Source organism: Geobacillus sp. FSL W8-1251 (genome assembly GCF_038005945.1).
In the GTDB taxonomy this organism is placed as follows: domain Bacteria; phylum Bacillota; class Bacilli; order Bacillales; family Anoxybacillaceae; genus Geobacillus; species Geobacillus stearothermophilus.
Window position 1 is genome coordinate 1554629 of sequence record NZ_JBBOUF010000001.1, and the last position, 22622, is coordinate 1577250.

A 22622-nucleotide genomic window follows, 5' to 3' on the forward strand; every position below is an offset into this window, starting at 1 on the left:
CTTTTTTCCTCCTAGCTGTTCATCGCCTCATAATGGAGCAGGATATAACGGGCTTGCCCGCGGTCTTCGGCTTCAAAAGCCGATTTTTTCAGCCCTGGCACCCAGAGAATGCGGCCGTCGGCATCTTCGACGATCGGCCAGCCATCCCTTTCCGTCCGCGGAACTTTGGCTTCAATGAAAATCTCTTTAATTTTTTTCGTGCCTCCCGTCCCTTTCAGCACCATCCGGTCGCCCTCGCGGCGCGTCCGCACGCGAAGCGGAAGGGACACCGCATCGGGGTCAACCACAAACGAATCGTTTCCCAGCCGTCCCTTCGGATAGTGTTCCCTAAATTCACTCACGATTGCACCACCGGTTGGGAGGGGCAATAGCGCTGGAACCGGCAAGTCAAGCTGATAGCTTGGAGCGCCGCTTTGGACGCCAAACGTAAACAAACAGCGGTCATACGAGCGGATCGCTTTGAGCCCTTTTGGCAAATCAATTTGTCCGGAAGGGTGGGCGCGTTCGCAAAGCATCAGTATATGACCGATATGTACAAAAGTCAACGCCGCCGGAACGGCGTCGTAAAGGCGAAGCAGCAAAAGCTGCAACACCCGACGCTGCAACGGCCGAGGCAATGCGAGAAACGGGCGGAGATGCAACACAACTTCATTATATTGTTTTTCCATTACTTTATTCAGCGCGTCGATTGCCAATTCCTCCAAGAACTGCTCATCTTCCGCCATCATTTCACTATATTGTTGAAATCGCTCATGCAAGCGCGGATTTTCCTGTTTCAGCAACGGAATAATATAGCGGCGGAACCGGTTGCGCGTGTAGTCGTCTTTTTCGTTACTTGGGTCGCGGCGCGGGGCGAGCCCTGCCTTTTCGCAATACTCCTCGATGTCCGCCCGGCTGACGGCTAAAAACGGGCGGATGAGATACCCGCCGTGAAACGGCCGCTTGACGGGGATACCGGCATATCCTTTTCCTGTGCTGCCGCGCACAAGCCGCATTAAAATCGTCTCGACTTGGTCATCGCCGTGATGGCCGACAGCGACATACTGGGCTTGATGTTTTTTCACCAGTTCGGCAAAAAAGCGGTATCGACAGTTGCGCGCCGCCTCTTGGGCGCCAAGGCCCGTGCGGCGCTGGAAAGCAGGAACGTCGATTTGCGCCGTCTCACATAAAATACGGTGTTCGGCGCAAAAATGTTTCACAAACTCCATCTCCTCTTCCGATTCCCGCCCGCGAAACATATGGTCGACATGAGCCGCTACAAGGCGAAGCTTCCACTCATCGCGAAGCGAAAGAAACACGTGCAGCAGAGCAAGCGAGTCGGGGCCCCCGGAAACGCCGACAATGACTGTCGCCCCTTTTGAAAGCAGTCCGTGCCTGTCAATAAAGGCGCGCACTTTATCCATCATCGCCGAAACCCTCTTTACCCTCTTTTAGCTTCATCGTAACACGACCGCCCCATTTTCTCAAAACTTCCGTTTCTTTATTATTTTACTAGGTTACATCGACAGATGCCAGTATATATAAAAACCGTACGCGCCAAGCAGCAAAACAGCGATCAGCACCGTTTCGGCAACCCTGCCCGTTTTGCGGCGCTTGGCGGCCCGCCGACCCGACCGGCGGTTCGGTGCGGCCGCTGCTGTCTTGACCTCATAGTGTGCCGCCACGCGGCGGGAAGAGGCAGCCAATAAGTCGCGGCGCATGTCCTCGGCCTTCGCATACCGGCCGTCAAGCGCATTTTGCAAAACTTCTTTATATTGGGCTAAAAAACGATCCGTTTCAATGATGGACAAAAGTTGCGCCCTCCCGTTCCCTTTTTTCTCGAGCGGCCCCGGATAACAGGCGGCAATCATCACCATCGCCGCCGCAAACAAATCGTACGACGGCTCTGCTTTGCGCGACCCGAGCCCCCAATAGCCGCGGTCATACAGCTCGGTAAACTCTTTGATCGCCCGCCCCTGCATCGTCGTCCCCCCGACATCCAACAGTCGGACGGACGGCGGCGGCCCGGTGACGATCAAATTGTCCGGCTTCAAATCACCGAATACCCATCCTTCTTCATGAAGCCGTCCGAGCACAGACAAAAGCTGCATAAGCAGCACCGGCGCCCATTCTTTTCCGCGCCGGCGGACGAAAGCGGAGAACTGCTCCCCTTCAATGTACTCCATGGCATAAAACGGAACCACCCTCCGGGCAAACGGGCTTTGCCAATCATCGGCTTCCAGCAAAGAAGGCCCGAGGGCGGCTCCCTGGACCTTGGCAAAACGGCGCAATATATTCATTTCCGAGGCTAGCGACGCATAGTCGTCGCTCAGTTTCAGCGCAACGCGGCGGCGGCCGCTCTCCGCCAGATAGACGACGCCGTTCGCCCCGCTGCCGAGCCGACGCAGCAACCGGTACGAATGGCCGTGCCATTTGCCAGTGATGACCGTGCCGGGCGGAAGATTACCAAGACGATCCTTCGATGTATGGCTCATCGCCATCATGAATCCAACTCCTTAGCGACCGATTGCGGCCGAAATAGGCCATCGCTTCACGCAACGCCGGTCCGGTCGGCGTCAGCCCGCCTGATGAAAGCTTTGGAAAGATGGTGGACAGCTCTTCAATTTTCGGCGTCCAATCCATCATTTTCTCAGCGTAATTCCGTTTGCCCGGGAAAATAAACACAGAAAAGCGATTTTCGCCCATGCGCGCGTTTAAACTGAGCGACAAGTCAAGGAGCGCCTCTTTGACCATCGGCAGTTTCGTCTTCATGCTTCCGCTCGTATCGATTAAGATGAGCACATCAAGTGCGGCCGTTTCCCCAAGTTCATCGACGACTTCCATCACTTGGCCGCGCTTGTCCGGCGGCAAGTCCTCAAGCGAAACGTCAGAACCAAAGATTTGTTTCAACTCGCGATTGACGAGCCCTTGCAGCGTCTGCGTCATCGCCTGGCGCGTCACCATTTGCACCGTCTGCGACAGCTGTTTCGCGTACACGATTTGGCTCATGCCGCCGCCGGCGGCAGCGATCGCTTCAATTTCCCGCCGTCCGTTTTCGTCAATCGTGTCTTGATCCAACACGCCGATTACGTTCACTGTAATGCCTTGTTCGCGAGCCAATGCCGCCATCGCAGCCGGGTCCTCGCCATGGTTTGAGCAGCCGTCCGTAATCAACAAAATTTGCCGCAACGTTCCTTTCCGCATGTTCGTTCCCCTCCTTGGCGAATAAGTATTACCATCATCGCCGCCAGGGAACATTTTTATACGCGCATTACTGCGCCTTTTTCATATACATATACGCGGGAATCGTCGCCCATTTTGGCGTGTTGTGCCGCACTTTCGCGACAACGACCGTCATATCGTCTTCAATTTCCCCGCCGCATTGGCGGATCACTTCTTCTATGATCAAATCAGCGACTTCCTGCGGGTCGTTCGTTTTTAACTCTTGAATTTTTCGCTTCATCCATACATCATGGTTCTCTACGTTCATCGGCCCTTCAAACACCCCATCGCTCATCATGATGAGCAAGTCGCCCGATTTTAACTGTTCGCTGACGACATCAAATTCGACCTCTTTAAGGATCCCCATCGGCAAGTTGCTCGCCTCTACCTTGATCACTTTGTTGCCCCGCTTGATGAAACTCGGCATCGACCCGATTTTCAAAAACTTTGTCGCGGCGTTTTGCAAGTCGATGATGGCCAAATCGAGCGTCGCATACATGTCCTCTGTCGTCCGCAGCGCCAGGATCGAATTGATCGATTTAATGGCAATCGATTCGTCCATCCCTGTCTGCAAAATTTTTTGCAGCAGGCGCAGCGTCTCGCGGCTTTCGTAGTGCGCCCGTTCGCCGTTGCCCATGCCGTCGCTGACGGCAACCGCATATTTGCCGGTGCCAAGCTCAATCGTCGCATAGCTGTCGCCGGAAATGAGCTCGCCCCCTTTAGCCGCAAACGCGACTCCCGTTTCCACGACAAACGCTTTGGTTGAACCAAAGGCAACACGGCAGTAGCCGTTCGGGTAAGCGGCGCACTCTTCACGCTTGACAACAATTGTTTCCCCTAAAATGTCCGACAGCATCGGCGCGATCAGTTTTTCGCACTCGCCGCGCCCATCGCAATACGGAATGCTCATTTCAATATCGATATTTCCCTTTTCCAAACTGTAAATATCGACGTGGCCGATTTCAATGCCAAACTCTTGCAAAGCGTGGTAAATTTGCTCTTCCTGCAAATAATGGTTTTCCTGTTCCTTTTGCATTTCTTTGGCGAAATCGTCCATCACCTGGGAAATGCCCAGCAACTGCTCGGCGACGAGTTTTCGGCTTTCATAAATTTGCTGTTTGAGTTTGCGATTCGCCTGATAAATGACCATCTCCTTTTCCATCGCGTCAACGACTTTGCCTGCTTTTACGCAATGGCGCTCCCATTCGCGCAGCAGCTGATGGTTGTGCGCCAATGTTTTTTCTTCGGCTTCATGCATCATTCGCTTCATATACGCATAGGTTGTACTAAAGTTTGTCACCCAGCACTGGGCCTTTTTGAAACACGTTTGGCACGTTTGCCCCGTAATATCGCCAAGAAAGTAGTCTTCTTCGCGCTCCTGATGTTCACTGTCATCTGACAATGGTTCGGGTGAAAAACTTTCCGCCAATGCTTGGAAGACGTTCGAAAACTGTGAAACGCGCTGGGCGGTCACGTCGCGAATTTTGCGGACGTATTGTTGCTGCTCATTGATATATTCGGCCGTACCCGGAATGTATTTGGCGATTTTCTCTGTCAAGGAGTGGGCCGTGAACAAAAACAGCACAATGGCGATGCCTGATTCAAGCAACGTCGGCACAAGCTCCGCCTTTCCATTCCCGTATAAACCCATTAACAACGTCGCGACGATAAGCCCGAACGCGACCCCAAGCTTTCGCCCTTCTTTAAGCAGCCCACCGAGCAGCCCAGCGAAGGCAAGCAAGCTCATTTCCAACAAGTTGCCGACGTTCGCTAAGCTCAAAATGAGGCCGGTGACCACTCCGACAGTCGAACCGGTCGCCGCCCCGGCGACAAATGCGAACAGCAGCACGAGATAACGCGACATCACATGCTCAAGCGACAAGCCATACGCCGACCAACCGATCATCCCTGTCAACATCGAGGCAAGCAAAATAATCAATGAAATGATTTCCTCAGCCCGCAAGGCATGTTTGTGTTTCCGGACCGTCAGCAAAGGGATGCTTTGCATAAAAATCAGTGTAAGCACAAGCGAAAGCCCGGCTTCGACAACCGCCATGGCCGTCCCGTAAACCGTCCGCTCCCCGACCCAGTAGTAGGAGATCAGCCATTTCGCTGCCAATGAGACCGCAAAGACGACGAACGGGACGATTTTTAACGATTCGCTGATCACCCTGCGCACCCATCCGTAAATAAAGAGAAAGCCGAAAATGGAAACGCCGACAAACAGCAAAACATCGAACGACAGTGTCAATGCGCCGGCCATTAGGGCAATCAAAGCAAAGGCCGCCTTGTCACGGCGCAACATATAGACGGAAACGAAAAACGGCAGCGCAAACGGGGTCAGCTTCGCCAAAATGAGTGCTCGTCCAAGCAAAAAGCCGACGAGAAGAAGCAAAAATCCTTGATGGACGAACAAGTGGCCAAGGCGCAGCTTCACATGGCGTATCCAACGCGATACGGTCGCTTGCGTGTCATGAATCGGCACTTCCGAAATACGGCGCAACGTCCCTCTTTCTACTCTTTCCATTCCCGATCCTCTCCTTTGCTTTTCTATTACCCCCTATTATATATTTGAAATTGCCAAAAATTTGTCAAAACAACGGAGAAAAATAAAAAATCGTTCGACGTTTTTCCCGACAATGTGCAGGCAACGTTTTTGTTCCGACAGAAGCAGACAAAAACGAAAAACGAGCATGTCGCTTCATGGCGCATGCTCGTTCGTCAATGATGATGACCCGTACGGGATTCGAACCCGTGTTACCGCCGTGAAAGGGCGGTGTCTTAACCACTTGACCAACGGGCCATATTGAATTTTGGTGGCGGTGGAGGGGATCGAACCCCCGACCTCACGGGTATGAACCGTACGCTCTAGCCAGCTGAGCTACACCGCCGTGTGGCAACATTTAATATAATACTGGAGCCCATACCGATTGTCAATATGTATCGTTCCGGAAAATACATCCTTTCTTTCGCCAAACCCAACAAAGAAGCATCCATGACCATGGATGCTTTGTTGTCCCCCTATTCGTCATCTTTCCGGCATTCATTCAGCAGCAAGTTACCCGCGTCTCGATCCACGACCTCCCCGCTTCGATTCGGTATGGCGGCGCAACGACGCCAATCGGTCTTCACTCTCTTTCAGGAAACGGCTGATTTTTTGCTCTAAGCTGTCAGCCGCAGAGCGGTCATGCGCCCGGCGCGGCCGCTGCGAAGAAGGCGTATCCTTTGCTTTGCGAATGGACAAGCCGATCTTTCCGTCTTGGCCGACGTTAATGACTTTGACATACACCGTGTCGCCGACTTTCAAATGGTCGTTGATATCTTTGACGTAGTTATCGGCTACCTCGCTGATATGAACGAGTCCTGTCACACCTTCCGGCAGCTCCACAAACGCCCCGAATTTCGTAATGCCTGTGACTTTGCCTTGTAACTTGCTGCCTACTTCAATCGACATAAAAAAAGTGCTCCTCCTTAAAACGCTTTAAAGATGGTGTTGATTTCATTATAGCGAATAAAAAAAATAAGTGTCAATATGACGAATGCCCGTATTGAACGGGCATTGGAGGGATTTGTTACTTTTCGGGCAACACAAAAATAATTTCCCCATCCTTTGACAAATAATATTTTTTTCGCGCCAGCTCAGCGATGTAGTCATCATCATGCAGCCTTTTCATTTCCTCTTTCATCTGCTTTTTCTGGCGTTTCAGTTCCGCAAGCTGTTTGGTCAACCTTTCTTTTTCCGCCCTTTTCGCATCAACCGTCTTTGCATGCAGGTGCAAAGCATAGACAAGGACGGAGGCGACCACGGCCAACAGCAACGACCAAAAGGCAAAACGGATGGCCAAAATTCGCCGTCTTCGCGACGCCCTCCGCTGTTTCTCCTCCTGCTCGGCCGCATACGTCGATGCCAGCTTCGTCACGTTTGTTCTCCTGGGCATGTTCATTGCCTTTGCACCTCTTTTACTTTCGCCATTTCGCCAGCCACATGCCTATTTTCTCTTGTGTATTCTTGATTTGTCCAGCAAATCCCTTCAAACGGCGAAAAAATTTTTCCACCCAGGCCCGGCGGGACGGCGGAATCCGCCGCCAAACGGCGATGCCCGTCCAACGAAACGGGGCAAACAGAAGAACAACGGCTTTCCAAACCGCAAGCAACAAAAATCGTCCCATCCATATCACAAGCCGCCAGGCAAACAAAAGAAGCGCAAGCGCCATTTGCCCGAGAAGAACGAGCGGGCGGATCACGATGTAACGGAACAGCTGGGCGATGATGTTTCCGGTTCTGACCGCCAGCTGAATGAGCCATTCCAGCACCCGAACGTACAACGAACGGAGCAGGCTTTGATAGGCGGCATAGCCGCACAACAGCGCCAAAAACAGATAAAAGCGAAGCTCGCCATTGTTGACGAGCAGCAACACATAAAATACGAGAAGCGCCTGCACCGCCCAAAACAGTACATCGTTCACGAAAACGAGCCAGTGCGCCCGTTCACGCCGGTTGAGAAACCGATTGTACGTGTCCAGCGCCATGCCGAGCCAGCCCCCCATGCCAATCATCGCGAGCATGGTGAGGAACTGTGTGGTGATGGTCATTTGAACAACTTGCTAAAGAATCCTTTAGCCTTCTCCTGATGATCGTCTAAGTAAACGAGGTCAAAAATGCGCCCTTTAATCGAAACGACGCCTTTGTCGACATCTAAGTTTTTCATTTGCAAATTCTGCCCGCGGATCGCCAAAAAACCCATGACCGTCTCAAGCAAAAACTCCTCATTGTCAAAGCTTTCCACTTGTTTGACCCCGGTAATGTCAAGGAGGCGCCGGCCGCGCATGATCACGTCGTGTTCTTGGACCGGGCCTTTGTTCGTGTTTCCGCCAAATTCCTCATGTCGGTTCATGTTCATCCCCCGCATTTCCGATTTAGAATGAAAGCCGGCTAGGCCGCCCGTTGTTTCTCATCCGCTGTCTGTACCATATGTATGTCAGCGGGGGATCGTTTAGAACAAGCCTTAAGGACAAAGTGAACCCCCACCGCCTGCGCTTCACTTAGAGGCAGGGGCTTCCAGCGCCTTGTGCGTGCTCCGCTGAACGGCAGCCCTGCACAGGAATCCTTGACGCTTCCCTTCGTTCCGAAGGCGCCCGTTCGAACAAGAACCGAATGATATTCAATTGGCGATTGCCGGCCGAAATTCACTTCCCCCTATTCACTAGGCTTCGCCCTTCGCGCTCCCTGAGACAGGAGACGTCTTTCGGAAATCCGTTAAACGCCGCCTTGATCCGGATCAGGGGCCGTCCGTTCCTCGCGAACGAGCTCGTACATTTCGGCTGCCTCTTCTTTTTTCACCGTTTCTTTTACACTAGTCACTTTTACCGTTACCCGTTTTTGCCCGAACTGAATCGTCAGTTCATCGCCGATTTTTACATCTGAACTTGCCTTCGCGACGTGGCCGTTGATCCACACCCGGCCTTGGTCGGCGACTTCTTTTGCCAATGTGCGGCGTTTAATGAGGCGGGATACTTTTAAAAATTTATCAAGGCGCATGCCCTTTCCCCCCTTACTGTTCGTTTTCTTTTGCTTCTTCCCAAAAGCGGTCGAGCTCAGCGAGCGAGAACGATGTGATCGGTCGGCCGCTTTTTCGCACTTGCTCCTCAATGTAGGCGAAGCGGCGGGCGAATTTGTCGTTCGCCATCTGCAATGCTTCTTCGGGCTGAATATCATAATAGCGGGCAAGGTTGATAAGCGCAAACAATACGTCGCCGAACTCGCTGACGAGCGCCGCGCGGCGGCCGCCCGAAGCTTCAGCCCGGAACTCCGCCATTTCTTCCTCTACCTTTTCCCAAATGGGAGCGGCATCGTCCCAGTCAAAGCCGACGTTTGCTGCTTTTTTCTGCAGCTCATACGCCCGCATCGTCCCCGGCAGGCTTTTTGGAACATCCGCTAAAATCGACGCTGGCCGGCCGGTCCCTTTTTCCTTCTCCTTAATTTTTTCCCAGTTCGCTGTAACTTGCTCAGCTGTTTCAGCCGTCGCATCGCCAAATACGTGCGGATGGCGGCGAATCATCTTCGCAGTCAATGTCCGGATGACGTCATCAATCGAAAACATCCCACGGTCAGCGCCGATCTGGGCATGGAGCATCACTTGCAGCAGCACGTCACCGAGCTCTTCGACCATATGGTCATCGTCATCATCGTCAATGGCTTCAAGCAACTCATACGCCTCTTCAAGCAAGTACCGCTTCAGCGACGCATGCGTCTGCTTCCGGTCCCACGGGCAGCCGTGCGGCCCTCTCAACGTCGCGATGACGCGGCGCAACGTTTCAAACCGATGGTATAGCAGCGGCTCATCCTTGACCGGCGGCACATAGACGCTCGTTAAATTGTCAAGCGCCGCCTGACGGTCCAATTCATAGAGCGGCACTTGCTTCACTTGTTCGCTCTTCGTCCCGGCCGCGGTCACAATATAGACCGGATAGTCGTCCGGAAGCTGTTCCATCAGCGACAGTTTCACATTCGAAGCGACGAACGGGTCGTACACTTGGCAAAAGACAGCATGCAGCGATGGCGACCATTCGTCCCCTTGGAAAGCGGTCGCATCCAACAGCTGGAACCCCTCGATTGGATCAATGCGCACCGCTGTAAACAACGCATCTAAAAAGCTTTGCCCGCCCTCGATGACCACCCGGCAATCGCCGCGTTGCTCCGCTTCCAACAACAGCTGCACCGTCCGTTCGGCGACAAGCGGATGGCCAGGGACAGCGTAAAACACATCCCCGTGTTTTGCCTGCTCGATGAGAGTGCCGGCAATTTCTTCATATACATCAGCAAATTGCTCATGCTTTTCGTAAACATCATCAAACGATGTAAACGCGATGCCCTCTTCTTGAAGCCCTTCGGCCGCCGGATGCTCCTTCGTCCGCAAAAAAAGCGGATGCGCCTTTTTTAGCTTTCGATACACGCCGACCGTCAGCTGCTCCACATCCCCGGCGCCAAGGCCGAAAATATAAATCGTATTCACCGCTGATCACCTGCTTCCTAATCGTAAATGAAATTTGTGAACGAACGGGAGAGCGGACAACTCTTGTTCGGAAAATACACTCCCCCTCACGATGCATGCGATATAGACAGCCGCGCCGAGAACGACGCCGCCAAGCGCCTCGGCGGACGCCCATAGGCGTCCCCCGCCTGAAGCGTCCATTAACCATGTATACAACTTCAGCACCGCCATCATGGCGACAGCCGCCTTCACAATTGGATATATGCATACTCGGGCGCGCGCTGACCGGCATTCACGCGGCAAACGCACGTATAAGAAGCCTGCCATAAGCGCATAAGCCCCTGTTGTCGCCAAGGCGGCGCCAAGGGCGCCGAACGACGGCACAAGCCAGCGCATAAGGACGATTTTCCCTGCCAAAGCCGCCGCCACGCTGGCCGCCGCTGTCCACTCTTTCCCCATTCCTTGCAATAAAGCGGAGGCAGTCAACGCCATCGTCGCAAAAAAGACAGAAGCGGACAAGACGGCAAGGACCAACGAACCGCGGTCGTTTTCAAACAGCATGGTGTTGATCGGGCGAATGAGGCAAATGAGCCCCGATGAAGCGCCGACGCCGATGACCGCGGCGAACCGGATCGGCAACATGCTGTGCAGAAAGGACGGCTCCCGCCCGCGCCGCATGCCGGAAACGAACGGAACAAGCGCCAATGAAAGCGATGTGCCGACAGCCGTGCCAAGCTGAATCAGCGGCTGGCCGCGGTCGTACACCCCTTTTAACTCTTTCACCTCATTCAACTCCAGCCCGGTTTCTTGGAGAAGCGGGACGAACAAAAACGAGTCGACGAGCGGAACAAGCGTCAACACCATGTTGGTGAAACAAATGACCGTTCCAACTGTAAGCAAATGCCATCCCGCCTGTCGCACCGAGCCGGGCGGCGTATGCCCGGCCGGTTTTTGCCGTCCGCGCCGGACCAGATAAAAGAGCAAGATGAGAAGCGCGGCCGCCATGCCCGCCAACGTCCCGCCGACCGCAGCCATGCCGCACGCATAGGCGTCAGCGCCGCGCTTGATCGCCCAATAAGACAACCCTAAAATCGCCGTCACACGCACCGTCTGCTCGCCGACTTGGGACACTGCCGTCGGCGCCATGTCATGGCGCCCTTGAAAAACGCCGCGCAACACCGCAATGAGCGGAAAGAATAAGCATGAAAATGAAAGCACCCGCACCAACCCTTCAAGCTGCCTGTCGCCCATCCATAACGAAATGGCGCCGGCTCCTATATATAACACGGCAAACAACACCGCTCCCGCCCCGCCCAACAGCAGCAGCGCGATGCGGCCGACAGCGGCCGCTCCCGCCTCGTCCCGCGCCGCCAGCCGCTCAGCGATGAGCTTCGAAATGGCAACCGGGTAACCGGTCAGCGACAGCGCGACAACGATTCCATAAATGGGGTAAACTTGTTGGTAAATATAAAAACCGACATCCCCGACCATATTTTGATACGGGATGCGGTAGAGCGCGCTTAACAGCTTCGTAAGCAAAGTGGCAGCAGTCAAGGCAGCTGCACCTTTCCATACGTTTCCCATGCCCCTTCTCCTCCCGCTTGTATGGCGCCAGATGGCGAACAGTCCATCAAGAGCACTGGCCGCACAAACCGTCAACATTACCGCAACAAACGGCTACGCTCGATATTATAGCGCAATGCAGGCGATGAGACAAAAGCGGGAGCCGCCCATCGGCCATGGCCTCAGTCCAGCGGAACGGGAACGGACCAACCAACATAGCAACCCCATTGCAGACAAAGCAGAAAGGAAAAGATCCCGACCTTCTCCCATCAACGATAAATGTGCGGCCCGATCAAAAAGGGTGTCCCGATCTTTTGGGACACCCTCTTTTTGCGTTCCATTTATTGTTCCATTTGCCGGGCCAAAAAGCTGGCCGCTGTTTCCACTGCTTTATGTTCAACTTCGCCGAGCGTTTTCTCGCGCGATAAAATGATGACGGCTCCAATCGGATCGCCGTTGGCCACAATCGGGCCGATCGTATACGACTTCAACGTTTCCGTCATCCCGTCGACCAGCTCGACCTCGCCCTCCTCCGTATGGAGAACGGAGTTGCGATCTTCCATGGCTCTCTCCACTAACGGGCTGACGCTTTTGTTCATGTATTCTTTTTTCGAAACACCGGCAACGGCAATAAATACGTCGCGGTCGCAAATGAGCACCGGCTGTCCGAGGCTGTCAAACAGCGCCTCGGCGTACTCCTTGGCAAAGTCGCCGAGCTCACTGATCGGCGAATATTTTTTCAAAATGACCTCTCCATCGCGATCGACAAATATTTCGAGCGGATCTCCTTCGCGAATGCGTAATGTTCTGCGAATTTCCTTCGGAATTACAACCCTGCCTAAGTCGTCAATCCGACGAACAATACCGGTTGCTTTCATGCCTTTTATATCCTCACTTTCATCTAGGATTTGAAGGATACTCCGATGAACCCTGTTGTAATGGGGAATTCACCATTGTTGTCATTAGTATCCTTCACAATCCACGTTCTATGCACGATGAAAGTGATTTTGGCCATTTTAGATAAAATTGCCCATCCTTCACTATCGCCACATCAGCAAAACCGTAAACGTATAAAATGAACATAACGCCTCATTTTTTCTTTATAGCTAGGCGATGATCGACTTTTCGTTTTTCACTTCGGACAATTCCCTCAACGTCTCATATAAAATCGCCAGCCACTCGTGCGCTTTCATTTGCTTAATGTAAAGCACAATTTTCAGCTTCACCCCCTCCATGCCAAACCCAAACAGGCGCCCGTACTGCCGGCCGACGCCGGACAAGCGCTGAATCTCCACCGTTTTCGACGCTTCTTCAGTGAATAGAATGTCAACTTGCTGCTTATGTTGCTTAATCGATTCAACACCGAGCTGTTTCGCCAGCGCTTTGATCTCGGCAATCTGCAGCAAATAGGCGACGGCATCCGGATAATCGCCGAAGCGGTCCACCATCTCTTCGCGCAGCGCTTCAACATCTTCGAGCGTCTCGACCGCTTTAAACCGCTTGTACATCTCGATTTTTTGCAACCCATCGGAAATGTAGGCATCCGGAATGTAGGCGTCGACTTCCACGTCGATCGTCACTTCCGGCCGCTCGTCTTCCCGTTTCAAGCCGCGCCGTTTTTCGATCGCCTCTTTCAACATTTGCGAATATAAGTCAAATCCGACCGAGTCGATAAAGCCGTGCTGTTCAGCGCCGAGAATATTGCCGGCGCCACGGATCGACAAGTCACGCATGGCGATTTTAAAGCCGGAGCCAAGCTCGGTGAACTCTTTAATGGCTTGCAGCCGTTTTTCCGCCGTTTCATTCAGCACTTTGTCTTTCCGGTAGGTGAAATACGCGTAGGCAACGCGGTTCGAACGGCCGACGCGCCCGCGCAGCTGGTACAGCTGCGACAGCCCCATCCGGTCGGCATCATACACGATGAGTGTATTGACGTTTGGAATATCGACGCCTGTCTCAATAATCGTCGTCGTCACGAGCACGTCATATTGTCCTTCCAAAAACGCTAAAATCGTTGATTCAAGTTCGGTTTCTGACATCCGCCCGTGCGCGAACGTGACGCGTGCTTCCGGGACAAGCTGGGCGATTTCTTCCGCTTTCAAGTCGATGTCTTCAATATGGTTGTAGAGGAAAAACACTTGCCCATCGCGGGCGAGCTCACGTTCAATCGCCTCTTTGACAAGCTCCGGCGTATACTCCATGACATACGTCTGCACCGGGAACCGGTTTTCCGGCGGCGTCTCGATGATCGATAAATCGCGCACGCCGATCATCGACATATGAAGCGTCCGCGGAATCGGCGTCGCCGTTAAGGTGAGCACGTCGATATTCGCTTTCAGCTGCTTGATTTTTTCTTTATGCGCCACGCCAAACCGCTGCTCCTCGTCGATGATGAGCAACCCTAAATCCTTAAACTTGACATCCTTCGACAGCAGCCGGTGCGTGCCAATGACCATATCGATTGTGCCGTCTTTCAACCCTTTGATCGTCTCCGCCTGCTGTTTTTTCGTGCGGAACCGGTTGAGCAGCCCGACGTTAATCGGAAATCCTTGAAACCGCTCACGCACCGTTTCGTAATGCTGCTGAGCCAAAATCGTCGTCGGCACAAGAAAAGCGACTTGCTTGCCGTCCATAATGGCTTTAAACGCCGCGCGCAGCGCCACTTCCGTTTTCCCGTAGCCGACATCGCCGCAAAGGAGGCGGTCCATCGGCTTTTCGCTTTCCATATCGCGCTTAATTTCTTCAATCGACCGGAGCTGGTCTTCCGTCTCTTGATATGGAAACGCGGCCTCAAATTCGCGCTGCATTTCCGTGTCCGGCGAAAACGCGTACCCCTTGCTCGCCTCGCGCTCGGCATACAACTTGATCAAATCTTCCGCGATATCTTGAACAGACGATTCCACTTTCTTTTTGACTTTTTTCCATTCCGAGCCGCCAAGCTTATAAATTTTCGGCTCTTTTCCTTCCGAACCGACGTACTTTTGCACTTGATCCATTTGGTCGACCGGGACGTACAGCGTGTCGCCGCCTTGATATTGGATATGGATGTAGTCTTTATGCACTCCATTGATTTCTAACGTCTCGATGCCTAAATATTTTCCGATGCCGTGGTTGACATGGACGACGTAATCGCCGACTTGCAGTTCAGCGTAGCTTTTGATCCGCTCGGCGTTGGACAGCTTTTGCCGGCGCACCGGGCGTTTCGCTCGCTTCTTAAACAGTTCCTCTTCCGTAATAACAGCCAGCTTTTGCAGCGGCAGCTCAAATCCTGTATTTAAATCGCCTTCGAGAAGTTGGCATTTGCCGTAAAGCAGTGCGGCCTCAGGCGGAAGCGGCGCTGCATCGACCCCATAATCTTCCAAAACTGACTGCAGCCTTTTTGCCCGTTCGGCATCCGGCGCCAAAAAGACGACGGCGTAATTCGCTTTCTTCCAACGCTCGACTTCAGACTGGAGAAGCGCCATTTGTCCGTGGAAGTTTTGCATTTGCTTGCACGTAATATTGACGACATTTTGCGGATGGGTATAAGGCGCATAGCGCAAAAACAAGGACAAATAAACCCGCTGGAATCGATGTTTTTTCAACAATTCAGAAAGTGAGTGTGAAATGGGCACATCATGAATGATTTTCCCGCTGTCAAGCAGGCTTGTATACCAATCCGCTTCTTCGCGGTCGAGCCGCTCCGCCGTCTCCTGCAACCGGCTCATTTCATCCATCAGCAGCACGCCGTCTTCCGGCATATAATCTAGCAAACTTGAAACGTTCTCATAGAAAAGGGACATATATTTATATTGTTGCTCGATTTCCCGGCCCTCGCGCAACTGTTCCAATTCGGCATGGATCTGTTCGTACATCCGCTGCTTGGCGGCGTCATCCTTCATTTTTTCGAGGCTGGCCGCCAAACCGGCTTCAATTCGTTCAATCCCCCGCTGCCGCGTCCCCTCGTCGAGAATGATTTCGTCGGCTGGGCTGATGGCGATGCTCTCTACTTGCCCGTGCGAGCGCTGATCATCGGGGGTGAACGTGCGAATCGATTCGATTTCCGTATCAAACAGCTCGATCCGGTACGGGAGCTCGGCCGTGAGCGGATAAATATCCACGATGCCGCCGCGGATGCTGAACTCCCCAGGGGCGGAAACAGTTGCCACCCGCTTGTATCCCATTTGGACAAACCGCTGTTTATACTGCTCGAGATCCAGCTCTTGTCCAACCGTGAACGTGAACAAATACTGTTTCCAAAGCGATGGCGGCGGCAGCAAGCGCCGCAGGCCGGCGACCGGACAGACGACGATCCCCTTCCCGCCTTGCACCCAATGGTTCATAATTTCGAGGCGTTGTGCCTTCAGCTCCGGACTGGCGACTGCCATTTCGGCGGCGATCACTTCATCGACGGAATACAGAAACACCTCGTCCGGACCGAGCAGCGAAACGAGGTCATCATACATTTTTTGCGCCTGAAACAAGTTGTAAGCCACTACGAGCAACGGGCGTCCCGTTTCCTTATAAAGCGTGGAAACAAAAACAGACCGGGCCGACCCCGACAGCCCGGCGACAAGCTGTTCTTTCAGGCGGGCGTGGATTCCTTCTATGATGGTGCGAACATCTTGGTTCTCAGCTAAATAGCGATGCAATGAAAGCACCCCTATTCTCCCTCCTCTCAATGCTAGTTTCTTTCTCTTTCCGCGTTCAGCCAAAACATAAAAATGCTTTGGTCGCCCAAAGCTGCGCCTAATGGATAAATTTTTCGTATTGATGCCACTCCGGATTTCGCGCCAACACTTCTTGACAGTCTTCGCAAATGGTTTTGACGTGAATATCCCCGTTCGGCTTGTACGAAATCATATCAAGCCGTTCCTCTTCCGTTAAATGGTGGAATCCGAGCTTTTCGCTATAGACGGATACCTGTTCAATAGTTCCGACTCTGGCGCCGCAATGGCGGCAATAGTAATGCAATGCCATCGAAGCAAACCTCCTCACTGGGCTGTTCCGTCCGCAGGGCGGATGGAGCCGGCGCCCCATGCCTTCCGTACTCACATTGTGCACCAGTTTGGAGGAAAATATTCACTTGTTAAACTCGTTCATCACCTGGGTAAACGGCGCCGCCACCGCCTGTTCGCACGCATCGGCAGCCCGCAAAACCGCTTCAGCGACCGCCGGCTTCTCCTCCTCCGTAAAACGGCTGAGCACATAATCCGCCACCGGCTGCCCGCCGGCCGGCCGGCCGATGCCGATGCGAATGCGCTTAAACTGCTCGGTGCCGAGGTGATGGATAAGCGATTTGACACCGTTGTGACCGCCGGAGCTCCCTTTCAAGCGAAGACGGATTTTTCCTGGCGGAAGATCGAGGTCATCGTAAATGACAATGACATCTTCAATGGCGATGCCATAGTAATCGATGAGCGGGCGAACACATTCCCCTGATAAATTCATATATGTCAACGGTTTGCATAATGCCACTTTTTCGCCGGAAACGGACGCCGTTCCGAACAGGCCGCGGAACTTGGCGGTTTTCAACGAAACGTCCCAACGTTTGGCCAGCTCATCAATGACGAAAAAACCGATGTTGTGCCGCGTTTGCTCGTATTCCTTGCCCGGATTTCCAAGCCCGACAAACAGCTTCAATCGTTGCGCCCCTCTCTATGCATGATACTACAAAAGACGTAACCGAAACGGTTACGTCTGTCACTTTTCTGGCGTCGTCTCTCTTCCTTCCTCGGCATCAGGCTGCCCCGACTCTTGCTGCTCGCCGCTATGGATTTCCTCTTCCTGCTGCGGCGGCAAGATCGTCGCAATCACTTCGGAAGGTTCATGGTTAATTTCAAATTTTCCATCTGTCTGCACATCGCCAACCGTGACGGTATCGCCGACTTGCAAACCGGAGATGTCCACTTCAATCGCTGGCGGAATGTTCGCCGGCAAGACGCGGATCGACAACTCATGCAAGTTTTGCTGCAACACGCCGCCGTCTTTTACCCCCGGCGCTTCGCCCACCAATCGGACTTCTACGTCAATATCGACTTCTGTCGACATGTCGACCGCTTGAAAATCAGCGTGAAGGAGCTCGCCGCGCAGCGGATCGCGCTGCAGCTCGCGCAAGAGCACCGAATAGTCGTCGCCGCCGACTTTCAATGTTATCAAGCTCGTGCGCCCACCTTCACGAAGCACCTTCTCCAATTCAGCAGCGCTGACAAAAATCATTTTGTTTTCGACTTTTTTGCCGTACAAAATCGCTGGAATGCCCCCTTGCGAACGAATACGCCGCAATGTCGAACGTTTTTTGTCTGTGCGTTCTTTCGCTTCCAACACAATCGCCATGTTTCTTCACCTTCCTGAATTAGAATCTATTGACTACTTTATCCTAAAACAAGAAGGGCTAAACATGTTTTCTTGCGTTAGTCGAACAGGACGCTGACAGACTTCATTTCATACACGCGCGTAATCGCTTCAGCAATGAGCGGCGCCACCGACAGCTCTACAATTTTATCAATTTTCTTTTCTTCTGGCAAGGCAATCGAATTGGTGACGACCAGTTCCTTAATTTTGGAACTTTGAATGCGCTCGATCGCTGGACCAGACAGCACCGGATGGGTGCAACACGCGTACACTTCCTTCGCCCCATGTTCAACAAGAGCGTTCGCCGCGAGCGTAATCGTGCCGGCCGTGTCGATCATGTCGTCAATCAAAATGGCCGTTTTCCCGCTCACTTGCCCAATAATGTTCATCACTTCCACCGCGTTCGGGCGCGGCCGGCGTTTATCGATGATCGCCAATGGCGCTTTCAGACGGTCGGCGAGTTTGCGCGCCCGCGTTACGCCGCCGTGATCCGGGGACACAACGACAATGTCATCCAACTGTCTGCTTTTAAAATAATCAGCCAAAATCGGCACGCCCATTAGATGATCGATCGGGATATCAAAAAACCCTTGGATTTGCGGGGCATGCAAATCAAGCGTAATGACGCGCGACGCCCCGGCCGTCTCAAGCAAGTTCGCCACCAGCTTGGCCGTGATCGGCTCGCGCGCCCGCGCTTTCCGGTCTTGGCGGGCATAGCCGTAATACGGGATGACGATATTGATCGTGCGCGCGGACGCCCGCTTTAACGCATCGATCATAATGAGCAGCTCCATTAAATGCTCATTGACCGGGACGCTCGTCGATTGAATGACAAATACATCGGCGCCGCGGATGCTTTCCTCAATGTTAATTTGGATCTCCCCGTCGCTAAAGCGGGAAACGGAACATTTGCCAAGCTCGATCCCCATGATTTCCGCAATTTCTTTCGCTAGCCTCATGTTCGAGTTAAGGGCGAACAACTTTAGTTGGTGCTGGCATTCAGACATGATAAACCTCCATTAAGATTTTTTCTTGCCTGGCAGGCGATCAACATAATGTTCTTTATTGACTTGCCGGGCGCGGGCGATGGCGAGGGCGCGGCCGGGAACGTCGTCGGTGATCGTCGATCCGGCGGCGACGTAAGCGCCCCGGCCGACCGTAACCGGGGCAATCAAGTTGACGTTGCAGCCGATGAACGCCCCGTCTTCAATTTTGGTCATATACTTATGCACGCCATCATAGTTGACGGTAATCGACCCGCAACCAAGGTTGACATCGGCGCCGACTTGCGCGTCGCCGATATAGCTTAAATGCGAGGCTTTGCTTCCTTTGCCGAACGTCGATTTTTTCACCTCGACAAAATTGCCGATCCGCACCTCGTCATCAATTTTCGACAGCGGGCGGATATGGGCGAACGGGCCGATCGTGACATCGTTGCCGATCTCGCTGTCATGGGCGACCGAATGGCGGATGGACGTGCGGTGGCCGATATGACAGTTTTTAATTTCCGCATGCGGTCCAATCGTGCAATCCTCGCCGATCACTGTTTCGCCTTCGATGACTGTGCCGGGATAAATGACCGTATCGCGGCCAATCGTCGCGTCGGCGGAAATATACGTGCAGCCCGGGTCGATGATCGTAACCCCGTTTTCCATATGCCGGCGGCAAATGCGCTCGCGCATGATCCGCTCCGCCTCGGCAAGGGCGATGCGGTCATTGACCCCGATCGTTTCCTCAAATGACGGCGCCTGATAAGCGGATACTGTGCCGCCGCCCGCTTTGATAATTTCAATCACGTCGGTTAAATAATATTCCCCTTGGGCGTTGTTGTTTGTCACGTTTGTAAGCGCTTGAAACAATGTTTGGTTGTCAAAGCAATACGTTCCAGTGTTAATCTCGCGAATAGCCCGTTCCTCTTCATTCGCATCTTTATGTTCAACAATTTTTTCAACGCCGCCGGCACTGTTGCGGACGATGCGGCCATATCCAGCCGGGTCGTCAGCGATGGCTGTCAATACCGTCGCCTTCGCTTTGGCGGCCAAATGGTGCTCGACGAGCGCCTTCATCGTCTCAGCTGTGATGAGCGGCGTGTCTCCGCAGACGACGATCGTCACCCCTTCGAGGCCTTGCAAATATGGGGCTGCCTGCATCACCGCATGCGCCGTCCCAAGCTGTTCCTCTTGCAATGCGTACTCGCATTGGGCGCCAAGCTGCTCTTTCACCTGCTCCGCCCCAAATCCAACGACCGTGACGGTTTTTTCCACCCCAAGTTTGGATACTTGGTCCATGACGTGCTGAACCATTGGCTTGCCGCAAACGGGATGAAGCACCTTATACTGCTTCGACTTCATCCGCGTTCCTTGTCCGGCCGCCAAAACGACCGCATATCGCTTCATGTGAAAAGCCTCCAATTATCCTTTTAATCATAGTCCCAAGAGAAGATCCCCCCGCTTCAAGCGCGTGAAAGACGAAGCCCCACGACCAGCGGGGGAATGCCGGTGGCATCAGCCAAAACACATAATCAAATCAATGTATATCATGTTCTTTGTAAACTTAGATATAGCGAGTTGCATGGAGAACATTCAATGCGAAAACAAGCGAAGCCTTCCATGCGTACCATATTCAAAGGCGCGAAAAAAACCCCAAATCGTCGAACCAGGGTTGGGACGACCCGAAGTGACGCTCAGGGAGACGAAAAAATGCCTTTCGTCATGGAACTGAGAAGCTCCCTCTTCAAGCAAAGCGAAGTGGGAGTAGTTCGCCCATAATTGAATATATATGAATCAACAGCACTTTTCAAGGAAACAATGCGGATGGCAAAAAATAAGGAGCTTGGTGAATTTCACCTAAGCCCCCTTTCATATGTTTACGAAGCGCCCGCTTCTTCAAGTTCTTCTTCCAGCTTCCCGAGGCGGTGGTACTCAGCTAAGATCGCCTCTTGAATTTTTCCGCGCGTAGCGGAGTTGATCGGATGCGCGATATCGCGGAACTCCCCGTCCGGTGTACGCTTGCTTGGCATCGCGACAAACAAGCCGTTATTCCCGTCAATGACGCGGATGTCATGGACAACGAACTCATTGTCCAACGTAATGGAGGCGATCGCTTTCATCCGTCCTTCGGTGTTGACGCGGCGTAATCTTACGTCTGTCACTTCCATTATGTTCACCACCTTTTCCCCTATATAAGACTCGATGTAATTAATTCCACGCCTTTCGGCAATTTCCTTCCTTTTTCAAAAAATTTTTTCTAAATTTCAGCAAGGGAAAAGATGGATGCGCCCCTCTTTATCGCACGAGGGCAACGACTTCGATTTCAACTAGGGCGTCTTTCGGCAGCCGAGCCACCTCAACGCATGAGCGCGCTGGTTTATGGTTCGGGAAATATTGACTGTACACTTCGTTCATGGCCGCAAAATCATCCATGCTTTTTAAAAAAACGGTTGTTTTCACGACTGTGTCGAGTGAGGCACCGGCGGCTTCCAGCACTGTTTTCAAATTTTGAAACACTTGATGCGTCTGCGCCTGAATGTCGCCTTTTACCATTTCCCCCTCTGGAGTGAGCGGAATTTGCCCAGAGCTGTAAACCATATTGTTGACGATGATCGCTTGCGAATACGGGCCGATCGCTTGCGGCGCATTGGTCGTTTCCACTTTTTTCATTGAAAGAAATCCCCTTTCTAAAGTTTTATAATCAGGCAGCAGGCTGCCTAAAAAAACGCTTTGTAATTGCCTTCCTTGACGGCGATCCGCTTTTCTTTCACGTCCACCGCCAACAGTTTGACGAGCGAGATGTACTCGTCGACAAGCCGCTCTTTTGCTTCCTCAGACTCAACGAGCACACCGATGCCGGAGACGTTACCGTTAAACTCTTGCAATAAGCTGACCATACCGTTGATCGTGCCGCCCGCTTTCATGAAGTCATCGACAATCAGCACGTTGGCTCCCTCCGCCAGGCTGCGCTTCGACAAAACCATTGTTTGGATGCGTTTGGACGAGCCGGATACGTAGTTGATGCTCACCATCGGCCCTTCCGTCACTTTATTGTCATGGCGGACAATCACAACCGGCACATACAAAAAATTGGCGATCGCATATGCGAGCGGAATTCCATTGGTGGCAATGGTCATAACGACATCCACCGGACGGTCGGCAAACATCGAGGCATAAAGGCGGCCGATTTTGTTCATAATACGGGGGTCGCCAAGAATGTCGGTCATATACAAATATCCGCCGGGAAGAAGCCGGTCCGGGCGCGACAATTGCTCGCACAAATAGGCGATCACTTCCTCCGCCTCCCCGGCAGCCATTTTCGGAATGTATTGCACGCCGCCGGCCGCGCCGGGCAGCGTCCGAACCGTCCCGATTCCTTGCCGCTCAAACGTTTGTTTAATAATCGTCAAGTCTTCGCTGATCGATGATTTGGCCGATTCGTACCGATCGGCAAAAAACGTCAGCGGAATGAGCTGATGTGGCCGTTCGAGAAGATAATGCGTCATATCGACTAAACGGCCGCTTCGCCTAAGCTTCATAGCCG

Annotated in this window: 21 protein-coding genes and 2 tRNA genes; all 23 read right to left on the reverse strand. The window is 52.9% G+C overall.

Annotation, left to right across the window (positions count from 1 at the left end; all coding sequences use genetic code 11):
- Window positions 1–11: 11 nt before the first annotated feature.
- A complete protein-coding gene (gene tilS, locus NSS88_RS08210) occupies window positions 12–1406 on the reverse strand; it encodes a tRNA lysidine(34) synthetase TilS (RefSeq protein WP_049624447.1) in 1395 nt (464 codons plus the stop codon).
- Window positions 1407–1496: 90 nt separating this feature from the next.
- Window positions 1497–2480: a protein kinase domain-containing protein gene (locus tag NSS88_RS08215; protein ID WP_033014215.1), complete on the reverse strand. Its 984-nt coding sequence runs from the start codon at window positions 2478–2480 to the stop codon at window positions 1497–1499.
- Entirely contained in the window at window positions 2443–3237 is a 795-nt protein-coding gene (locus NSS88_RS08220) for a vWA domain-containing protein (RefSeq protein WP_080706498.1), read from the reverse strand. The genes NSS88_RS08215 and NSS88_RS08220 overlap by 38 nt, the downstream gene beginning before the upstream one ends.
- Window positions 3238–3250: 13 nt before the next feature.
- Window positions 3251–5728 carry a stage II sporulation protein E gene (gene spoIIE, locus NSS88_RS08225; RefSeq protein ID WP_049624446.1) on the reverse strand — a complete coding sequence of 826 codons (2478 nt, stop codon included), beginning with the start codon at window positions 5726–5728 and terminating at the stop codon, window positions 3251–3253.
- Window positions 5729–5932: 204 nt separating this feature from the next.
- Window positions 5933–6004: transfer RNA gene (locus tag NSS88_RS08230), tRNA-Glu, on the reverse strand.
- Between the two features lie 11 nt (window positions 6005–6015).
- Window positions 6016–6092: transfer RNA gene (locus tag NSS88_RS08235), tRNA-Met, on the reverse strand.
- Between the two features lie 167 nt (window positions 6093–6259).
- Window positions 6260–6655 carry a S1 domain-containing RNA-binding protein gene (locus tag NSS88_RS08240; RefSeq protein ID WP_049624445.1) on the reverse strand — a complete coding sequence of 132 codons (396 nt, stop codon included), beginning with the start codon at window positions 6653–6655 and terminating at the stop codon, window positions 6260–6262.
- 118 nt (window positions 6656–6773) lie between these two features.
- A complete protein-coding gene (locus NSS88_RS08245) occupies window positions 6774–7145 on the reverse strand; it encodes an FtsB family cell division protein (protein ID WP_121649987.1) in 372 nt (123 codons plus the stop codon).
- A gap of 16 nt (window positions 7146–7161) precedes the next feature.
- Window positions 7162–7794 (reverse strand): spore cortex biosynthesis protein YabQ, encoded by a 633-nt coding sequence (yabQ, locus tag NSS88_RS08250; protein ID WP_049624443.1) that lies wholly within the window; start codon window positions 7792–7794, stop codon window positions 7162–7164.
- Complete coding sequence (gene yabP, locus NSS88_RS08255; RefSeq protein ID WP_033008977.1) at window positions 7791–8096, reverse strand: sporulation protein YabP; 306 nt, start codon at window positions 8094–8096, stop codon at window positions 7791–7793. The genes yabQ and yabP overlap by 4 nt, the downstream gene beginning before the upstream one ends.
- A gap of 362 nt (window positions 8097–8458) precedes the next feature.
- Entirely contained in the window at window positions 8459–8740 is a 282-nt protein-coding gene (locus NSS88_RS08260) for an RNA-binding S4 domain-containing protein (RefSeq protein ID WP_033008978.1), read from the reverse strand.
- A 13-nt stretch (window positions 8741–8753) separates the two neighbouring features.
- Window positions 8754–10214, reverse strand: coding sequence for a nucleoside triphosphate pyrophosphohydrolase (gene mazG / locus NSS88_RS08265; protein ID WP_033008979.1), 1461 nt, complete (start codon window positions 10212–10214; stop codon window positions 8754–8756).
- A gap of 6 nt (window positions 10215–10220) precedes the next feature.
- On the reverse strand, window positions 10221–11777 hold the full coding sequence (locus NSS88_RS08270) for a putative polysaccharide biosynthesis protein (RefSeq protein WP_232854442.1): 1557 nt from the start codon (window positions 11775–11777) through the stop codon (window positions 10221–10223).
- Window positions 11778–12097: 320 nt separating this feature from the next.
- Complete coding sequence (gene spoVT / locus NSS88_RS08275; RefSeq protein ID WP_033014196.1) at window positions 12098–12634, reverse strand: stage V sporulation protein T; 537 nt, start codon at window positions 12632–12634, stop codon at window positions 12098–12100.
- 228 nt (window positions 12635–12862) lie between these two features.
- Window positions 12863–16396 (reverse strand): transcription-repair coupling factor, encoded by a 3534-nt coding sequence (mfd, locus tag NSS88_RS08280; protein ID WP_341083976.1) that lies wholly within the window; start codon window positions 16394–16396, stop codon window positions 12863–12865.
- A gap of 88 nt (window positions 16397–16484) precedes the next feature.
- Window positions 16485–16715, reverse strand: a complete 231-nt coding sequence (locus NSS88_RS08285) for an anti-sigma-F factor Fin family protein (RefSeq protein ID WP_049624440.1) — start codon at window positions 16713–16715, stop codon at window positions 16485–16487.
- 102 nt (window positions 16716–16817) lie between these two features.
- Entirely contained in the window at window positions 16818–17378 is a 561-nt protein-coding gene (gene pth, locus NSS88_RS08290; RefSeq protein ID WP_033008986.1) for an aminoacyl-tRNA hydrolase, read from the reverse strand.
- A 60-nt stretch (window positions 17379–17438) separates the two neighbouring features.
- Entirely contained in the window at window positions 17439–18071 is a 633-nt protein-coding gene (locus tag NSS88_RS08295; RefSeq protein WP_049626432.1) for a 50S ribosomal protein L25/general stress protein Ctc, read from the reverse strand.
- A gap of 77 nt (window positions 18072–18148) precedes the next feature.
- Window positions 18149–19096 (reverse strand): ribose-phosphate diphosphokinase, encoded by a 948-nt coding sequence (locus NSS88_RS08300; RefSeq protein WP_055358743.1) that lies wholly within the window; start codon window positions 19094–19096, stop codon window positions 18149–18151.
- Between the two features lie 12 nt (window positions 19097–19108).
- Window positions 19109–20485 (reverse strand): bifunctional UDP-N-acetylglucosamine diphosphorylase/glucosamine-1-phosphate N-acetyltransferase GlmU, encoded by a 1377-nt coding sequence (gene glmU / locus NSS88_RS08305; RefSeq protein WP_033008990.1) that lies wholly within the window; start codon window positions 20483–20485, stop codon window positions 19109–19111.
- Window positions 20486–20955: 470 nt separating this feature from the next.
- Entirely contained in the window at window positions 20956–21246 is a 291-nt protein-coding gene (spoVG, locus tag NSS88_RS08310; protein WP_003247437.1) for a septation regulator SpoVG, read from the reverse strand.
- A gap of 127 nt (window positions 21247–21373) precedes the next feature.
- The gene (locus tag NSS88_RS08315) at window positions 21374–21748 is read right to left on the reverse strand and encodes a RidA family protein (RefSeq protein ID WP_055358745.1); all 375 of its coding nucleotides are present in this window, start codon (window positions 21746–21748) and stop codon (window positions 21374–21376) included.
- A 47-nt stretch (window positions 21749–21795) separates the two neighbouring features.
- The gene (gene purR, locus NSS88_RS08320) at window positions 21796–22617 is read right to left on the reverse strand and encodes a pur operon repressor (protein ID WP_033014206.1); all 822 of its coding nucleotides are present in this window, start codon (window positions 22615–22617) and stop codon (window positions 21796–21798) included.
- Between the last annotated feature and the right edge of the window lie 5 nt (window positions 22618–22622).